This is a genomic window from Flavobacterium sp. U410 (genome assembly GCF_053570605.1).
Window position 1 is genome coordinate 76414 of record NZ_JBSEFI010000019.1, and the last position, 6786, is coordinate 83199.

The 6786-nt window shown below is 36.2% G+C and carries 7 protein-coding genes; all 7 read left to right on the forward strand.

The features are described 5' to 3' along the window. Nucleotides 1-153 precede the first annotated feature (153 nt). The 7 genes from ACUSJC_RS12990 to trpA all read left to right on the forward strand — a co-directional run bounded on the left by ACUSJC_RS12990 (nt 154) and on the right by trpA (nt 6692). The gene (locus ACUSJC_RS12990) at nt 154-1554 is read left to right on the forward strand and encodes an anthranilate synthase component I family protein (RefSeq protein WP_449269994.1); all 1401 of its coding nucleotides are present in this window, start codon (nt 154-156) and stop codon (nt 1552-1554) included. A gap of 18 nt (nt 1555-1572) precedes the next feature. Further along, nucleotides 1573-2136 (forward strand): anthranilate synthase component II, encoded by a 564-nt coding sequence (locus ACUSJC_RS12995; protein ID WP_449269995.1) that lies wholly within the window; start codon nt 1573-1575, stop codon nt 2134-2136. Nucleotides 2137-2174: 38 nt separating this feature from the next. After that, entirely contained in the window at nt 2175-3167 is a 993-nt protein-coding gene (trpD, locus tag ACUSJC_RS13000; RefSeq protein ID WP_449269996.1) for an anthranilate phosphoribosyltransferase, read from the forward strand. 70 nt (nt 3168-3237) lie between these two features. Next, nucleotides 3238-4023, forward strand: coding sequence for an indole-3-glycerol phosphate synthase TrpC (trpC, locus tag ACUSJC_RS13005; RefSeq protein WP_449269997.1), 786 nt, complete (start codon nt 3238-3240; stop codon nt 4021-4023). Between the two features lie 22 nt (nt 4024-4045). Beyond that, complete coding sequence (locus tag ACUSJC_RS13010; RefSeq protein ID WP_449269998.1) at nt 4046-4678, forward strand: phosphoribosylanthranilate isomerase; 633 nt, start codon at nt 4046-4048, stop codon at nt 4676-4678. A 1-nt stretch (nt 4679) separates the two neighbouring features. After that, the gene (trpB, locus tag ACUSJC_RS13015) at nt 4680-5867 is read left to right on the forward strand and encodes a tryptophan synthase subunit beta (RefSeq protein ID WP_449269999.1); all 1188 of its coding nucleotides are present in this window, start codon (nt 4680-4682) and stop codon (nt 5865-5867) included. Nucleotides 5868-5930: 63 nt separating this feature from the next. Further along, complete coding sequence (trpA, locus tag ACUSJC_RS13020) at nt 5931-6692, forward strand: tryptophan synthase subunit alpha (protein ID WP_449270000.1); 762 nt, start codon at nt 5931-5933, stop codon at nt 6690-6692. The last annotated feature ends 94 nt before the right edge of the window (nt 6693-6786 follow it).

Sequence of the window (6786 nt, forward strand, 5' to 3'; positions counted from 1 at the left end):
AACAACATTTTAAACAATACTTGGTGGTGGTATAACTTACGTCAAACGTCGTGAGCGAAACCTCTATTAGTATAATTTAAAAACAAAATACTCATAAAAGGCTTGTCAATCACGACAAGCCTTTTTTTATTGCTCAATTTTAAAGAACATCAAATGAAAACCTTCAAATTACATACTTTCTACAAACAAATTCTTGCCGACACCATTACGCCGGTAAGCATTTATTTGAAAATACGCGACAAATTTGCCAATAGCATTTTATTGGAAAGTTCTGATTATCGTGCCAATGAAAACAGTTTTTCATACATCTGTTTCAATCCGATTGCGACTTTTAAAGTAGAAAACCAACAAATTATCACAACTTTTCCCGATAAAAGTTCTGTTACGAATACAATTACCAATAAAGATCAAGTTCTTACCGAATTAGATCAATTTTCTAAAACTTTTCAAACCGGAAAATCATCCTTTAAATTTATTACTCAAGGGCTTTTTGGTTACATGGCGTATGATGCCGTTCAATATTTTGAGAAAGTGAATATCCGTGAAAAATCGACAGAAAACCAAATTCCGGAAATGTTCTATTCGGTGTACCAAAATATCATTGCCATCAATCATCATAAAAATGAAGCTTATATTTTTTGCCACAGTTTAGACCAAAACAATAACATCAACGAAATTCAACAATTGCTACAAGCTAAAAATTTTGCATCATTCAGTTTCAAAAAAGAAGGTCATTACACGTCAAATTTAACGGATGACGCTTATAAAAATTATGTTCGTTTGGCTAAGAAACACTGCATGCGAGGCGACGTATTTCAATTGGTTTTATCCCGAAGATTTTCGCAAAACTTCAAAGGCGATGAGTTTAATGTTTATCGCGCTTTGCGAAGCATCAACCCTTCTCCTTACCTATTCTATTTCGATTACGGAAGCTTTAAATTGTTCGGCTCATCACCCGAAGCACAATTAGTTATCCATAATTCACAAGCCGAAATTCATCCTATCGCCGGAACATTCAAACGCACCGGAAACGACGAACAAGATGCTGAATTGGCTCGAAAATTAGCAGTTGATGTCAAAGAAAACAGCGAACATGTTATGCTGGTCGATTTAGCTCGTAACGATTTAAGCAGAAGTTGTAGCGAAGTTGTCGTAGAAAAATACAAAGAAATTCAGTTCTTTTCACACGTTATTCACTTGGTTTCCAAAGTTTCCGGAAAACTAAAAGATAAAAGCCATTTCTTAGATTTGGTTGCCAAAACGTTTCCAGCCGGAACGTTAACCGGAGCGCCAAAAGTAAAAGCCATGCAGTTAATCGAAAGCATTGAAACCACTAACAGAAGTTTCTACGGAGGCGCCATTGGTGTCATGGATTTTGAGGGAAATTTTAATCACGCCATTATGATTCGAACGTTTTTAAGTAAAAATCACACGCTTCATTTTCAGGCGGGAGCCGGAATTGTAGAAAGTTCATCCGAAGAAAACGAAACTCAAGAAGTGTACAACAAACTAAACGCTTTACAAAAAGCGTTGGACCTTGCCGAAACCATTTAATTTTAGAAATTACATCACATGAAAATAGCAGTTATCGATAATTACGACAGTTTTACATACAATTTGGTTCACTATTTAGAAGATTTAGGAGCCGAAGTAACTGTTTTTCGCAACGACGAATTTGAACTAGACGAACTCAAACCATTCGAAAAAATATTGCTTTCTCCTGGTCCGGGAATTCCCGATGAAGCCGGATTGCTAAAGCAAGTCATTCAAAAATATGCACCTACCAAAGATATTTTCGGCGTTTGTTTAGGTTTACAAGCCATTGGCGAAATTTTCGGAGGGAAATTAACCAATTTAAACAAAGTATATCACGGTGTTGCAACAACAGTAAAACAAACAGAAAACGATTTTATTTTCAATGATTTACCTAACGAATTTGAAGTAGGTCGTTACCATTCCTGGGTACTTTCTAATGACAATTTACCCACAGATCTAATCGTTACTTCTGTTGATGAAAACAATCAAATTATGTCACTGAAACATGCACAATACAAAGTAAGAGGCGTGCAATACCATCCGGAAAGTGTTTTAACACCTAACGGTAAAAAGATTTTAGAAAATTGGCTTAAGAATTAAAAAAGCAAACTGATTTACTAATTCTTAATTCCAAAAAAATGAAAACAATACTCAATAGATTAATCAATCACGAAATATTAAGTCAAGAAGAAGCGAAAAATGTTTTGGTTAACATTTCGCAAGGCGAATACAATTTAAGTCAAATTGCTGCTTTTTTAACAGTGTACATGATGCGTAGCATTACGGTAGAAGAACTAGCCGGATTTCGCGAAGCCTTATTAGAACTTTGTATTCCGGTTGATTTTTCCGAATACGATACCATTGATTTGTGCGGAACGGGTGGCGACGGAAAAGACACTTTTAACATCTCAACTTTAGCTTCGTTTATCGTTGCCGGTGCCGGAATAAAAGTTGCAAAGCACGGAAATTACGGTGTTTCCTCGATTTCAGGTTCTAGTAATGTGATGGAGAAAATGGGTGTGAAATTCACTAATAATACCGACTTTCTAAAAAAAGCAATCGAAGAAACCAATGTTGCCATTTTGCATGCTCCCCTTTTTCATCCGGCTATGAAAATGGTGGCTCCTATTCGTAAAGAATTGGGTGTAAAAACCTTTTTCAATATTTTGGGACCAATGGTGAATCCGTCATTTCCCAAACATCAAATGGTAGGCGTTTTTAGTTTAGAATTGGCTCGAATGTATGCTTATTTGTATCAAAACACCGATACACAATACAGCATTTTACACGGATTGAGTGGTTTTGACGAAATTTCCCTTTTCGATGAAGTGAAGATCATTACCAATCATTCGGAACAAATTATCCAACCACAAGATTTCAAACTATCAGTTACGCAATTACCTGATATTAAAGGTGGAAGCACAACCGATGAAGCGGCGCAAATCTTTTACCAAATCATTTCGGGTAATGGAACACAAGCGCAAAATGATGTCGTTTGTGCCAATGCGGCTATTGCTATTCAAACCGTTCAACAAAACAGTTATGAAGAAGCTTTGGCTATGGCTCAGAAAAGTTTGAACAGCAAACGAGCTTTTGAAAAACTCAATAAACTAATTGAATTAAGTAAATAATTGTCAGTTCCAGTAAAATTGATAACAAAAACATCTCGACTCCGCTCGATGTGACAAAAAAAGGAAATCAATGAATATATTAGATAAAATAATAGCCGATAAAAAGCGTGAAGTAGCTTTAAAGAAAAAAGTGGTTTCCGTTGCCCAATTGGAAGCGACTGATCTTTTCAATTCGCGTACGCATTCGTTGCGCAAAATACTTGCGTTTAGTTCTACCGGAATTATTGCAGAACACAAAAGACGTTCGCCTTCAAAAAGTGTTATCAACTTCAATCACAATGTAGAAGATGTGGTTTTGGGATACCAAAATGCAGGTGTTTGCGGAATTTCAGTATTAACCGATGGCAAATATTTCGGTGGTTCGTTAGAAGACGTTTTATTGGCAAAAGCGAGTGTGTCCATTCCGGTTTTACGAAAAGAATTTATCATAGATGAATACCAATTATTGGAAGCCAAAGCCAACGGAGCCGATGTTGTTTTACTGATAGCAGCAGTTTTAACCCGAACAGAAATCAAATATTTATCAGAATTTGCTCAAAGTTTAGGTTTAGAAGTATTGCTAGAAGTTCACAATTTGGAAGAATTGGAAAAATCGATTATGCCAAGTTTGAACATGATTGGCGTAAACAACCGAAATTTAAAAACCTTCGAAGTCAGTTTGGATTACAGTAAAAAACTTTCGGTTCACATTCCTGACGAATTTGTCAAAGTTTCCGAAAGCGGAATCAGTTCTGTGGAAGCCGTTAAAGAATTGCAACAATTTGGTTACCAAGGATTTTTAATGGGAGAACATTTCATGAAAACTGATGATCCGGGAGCCAAAGCACAAGCTTTTATCCAAGAATTAATCCAATAAATTTTCTTTTAAAACCAATACCATGCAACCTAAACTGAAAATATGCGGTATGAAAGATCCTGAAAATATTCAGGAAGTTGCGGCTTTGTCGCCTGATTTTTTAGGATTTATCTTTTGGAAACCTTCCCAACGGTTTTGCGACTTGAAAATGTTACCTAATATTCCTGAAACCATTCAAAAAGTAGGTGTTTTTGTGAATCCGGGGCTAATGGAAGTGTTCCTTACGGCAAAAAAGAAACAATTAGATTATGTGCAATTACACGGAAAAGAAAAACCTGAATTTTGTAAAAAATTGAAAAAATTGAACATCAAAATCATCAAAGCTTTTTCGGTAGATGAAAATTTCGATTTTAAAATTATGAAGAAATATTTGGATGTAGCGGATTACTTTTTATTGGATACCAAAGGTAAAAATCCCGGTGGTAACGGCGTTACTTTCGATTGGAACTTACTGGAACAATATCCTTATGACAAACCGTATTTTTTAAGTGGCGGCATCGGATTGGAACAAATGAACCAACTTGAAGCGTTTTTAAAAACCAAAGCTGCTCAACATTGTTTCGCACTAGACATCAATAGTAGGTTTGAAACAGCACCCGGAATTAAAAATACAGCACAACTAAAACAATTTCAACAACAAATAAATACCTTTTAAAATGAAATATAACGTTAATGAAGATGGATTTTACGGACAATTTGGTGGCGCTTTTATCCCCGAAATGCTCTATCCGAATGTAGAAGAATTGCGTCAAAAATATTTGCAAATCATGAACGAAGCTTCTTTTCAAGAAGAGTTTCAGAATTTGCTGGAACACTACGTAGGCCGTCCTACTCCGCTCTATTTTGCAAAGCGCTTATCGGAGCAATACAATACCAAAATTTACTTAAAAAGAGAAGATTTGTGTCACACCGGAGCGCATAAAATCAACAATACCATCGGGCAAATTTTGATGGCAAAAAGATTAGGCAAAAAAAGAATTATTGCCGAAACCGGAGCCGGTCAACATGGCGTGGCAACAGCGACTGTTTGTGCTTTAATGGGATTAGAATGTATTGTGTATATGGGCGAAATTGACATTGAACGCCAAGCACCAAATGTTGCGCGAATGAAAATGTTGGGCGCCGAAGTTCGTCCGGCAACATCGGGTTCTAAAACATTAAAAGATGCCACCAACGAAGCTATTCGCGATTGGATTAATAATCCAACGGATACTTTTTACATCATCGGTTCGGTGGTTGGACCTCATCCTTATCCGGATATGGTGGCGCGTTTCCAAAGCATTATTTCTAAGGAAATTAAATCGCAATTATTGGCTTTAGAAAACAAAGAAAATCCAGATTACGTCATTGCTTGCGTAGGTGGCGGAAGTAATGCAGCCGGTGCTTTTTTCGAATTTTTAGACGAAGAAAATGTAAAACTCATTGCTGTGGAAGCGGCAGGTCATGGCGTAGACTCGGGTGAAAGTGCAGCCACTTCAGTTTTGGGAAAAATTGGAATTATCCACGGAAGCAAAACGCTGTTGATGCAAACCGAAGACGGACAAATTACGGAACCCTACTCTATTTCTGCCGGATTAGATTACCCTGGAGTTGGACCGTTACACGCGCATTTACACAATGTAAAACGAGCTGATTTTGAAGCCATAACTGATAATGAAGCCATGCAAGCCGGACTCAATTTATGTAAAACGGAAGGCATTATTCCCGCTATTGAATCGGCACATGCGTTAGCTGCTTTGGCTAAACGAACTTTTAAACCAAACGATGTTGTAGTGGTTAATCTTTCTGGTCGTGGCGATAAAGATTTGAATACCTATATCAATTATTTTAAACTGAGTGAATAGTAATTAGAACTAGTTCAAACAAATTAGTAAAAATTCTATTTCAAAATTAAAGATGAACAAAAAATGAATCGAATATATCAAGCCTTACAACAAGATAAAAAACTGCTTTCTATTTATTTTACAGCTGGTTATCCGCAATTAAACGATACCGTAACCATCATCAAAGAATTGGAAAAAAATGGTGTTGATATGATTGAAATTGGCTTACCTTTTAGTGATCCATTAGCCGATGGACCAACCATTCAAGAAAGTTCGACAATTGCTATAGAAAATGGAATGACAACTCAATTGTTATTTGAACAATTGAAAGACATTCGCAAAAGCGTAGAAATTCCGTTGTTGATTATGGGTTATTTTAACCCAATGATGCAATTTGGTATGGAAAAATTTTGTCAAAAATGTGCTGAAATTGGCATCGATGGTTTAATTATCCCCGACTTACCTTTAGCTATTTATGAGGCAGAATACAAAGCTTTATTTGAGCGTTATGGTTTGTACAACATCTTTTTGATCACACCACAAACCAGTAACGAACGTATTCAACAGGTTGATGCTATTTCTGATAGCTTTATTTATATGGTAAGTTCGGCGGCTGTAACAGGAAGTCAAAGTGGTTTTGCAACGGAACAATTTGCTTATTTTAAACGCATCGCCGACTTAAAACTGAAAAATCCACAAATTGTTGGGTTTGGGGTTAAAGATCAGGTTACGTTTATACAAGCCACAACGTACCAGAAAGGAGCGATTATCGGCAGTGCTTTTATCAAATTTCTAAACGAAAACCCAATTAAGAATATTGGAAAATTTGTAAAGAGTGTTCGGTAAAAAGGTTAATTATTCAGCCAAGAAAGTCGATATACAATCATAAAAATCAGGAAATTGAAGTTTTTATACTATAATTTTTAATGTGCAATGGCTA

What these genes read in the sequence shown, in the direction of transcription:
- ACUSJC_RS12990 (WP_449269994.1), top strand. Translation starts at nt 154, where the DNA reads ATGAAAACCTTCAAATTACATACTTTCTACAAACAAATTCTTGCCGAC.
- ACUSJC_RS12995 (WP_449269995.1), top strand. Translation starts at nt 1,573, where the DNA reads ATGAAAATAGCAGTTATCGATAATTACGACAGTTTTACATACAATTTG.
- trpD (WP_449269996.1), top strand. Translation starts at nt 2,175, where the DNA reads ATGAAAACAATACTCAATAGATTAATCAATCACGAAATATTAAGTCAA.
- trpC (WP_449269997.1), top strand. Translation starts at nt 3,238, where the DNA reads ATGAATATATTAGATAAAATAATAGCCGATAAAAAGCGTGAAGTAGCT.
- ACUSJC_RS13010 (WP_449269998.1), top strand. Translation starts at nt 4,046, where the DNA reads ATGCAACCTAAACTGAAAATATGCGGTATGAAAGATCCTGAAAATATT.
- trpB (WP_449269999.1), top strand. Translation starts at nt 4,680, where the DNA reads ATGAAATATAACGTTAATGAAGATGGATTTTACGGACAATTTGGTGGC.
- trpA (WP_449270000.1), top strand. Translation starts at nt 5,931, where the DNA reads ATGAATCGAATATATCAAGCCTTACAACAAGATAAAAAACTGCTTTCT.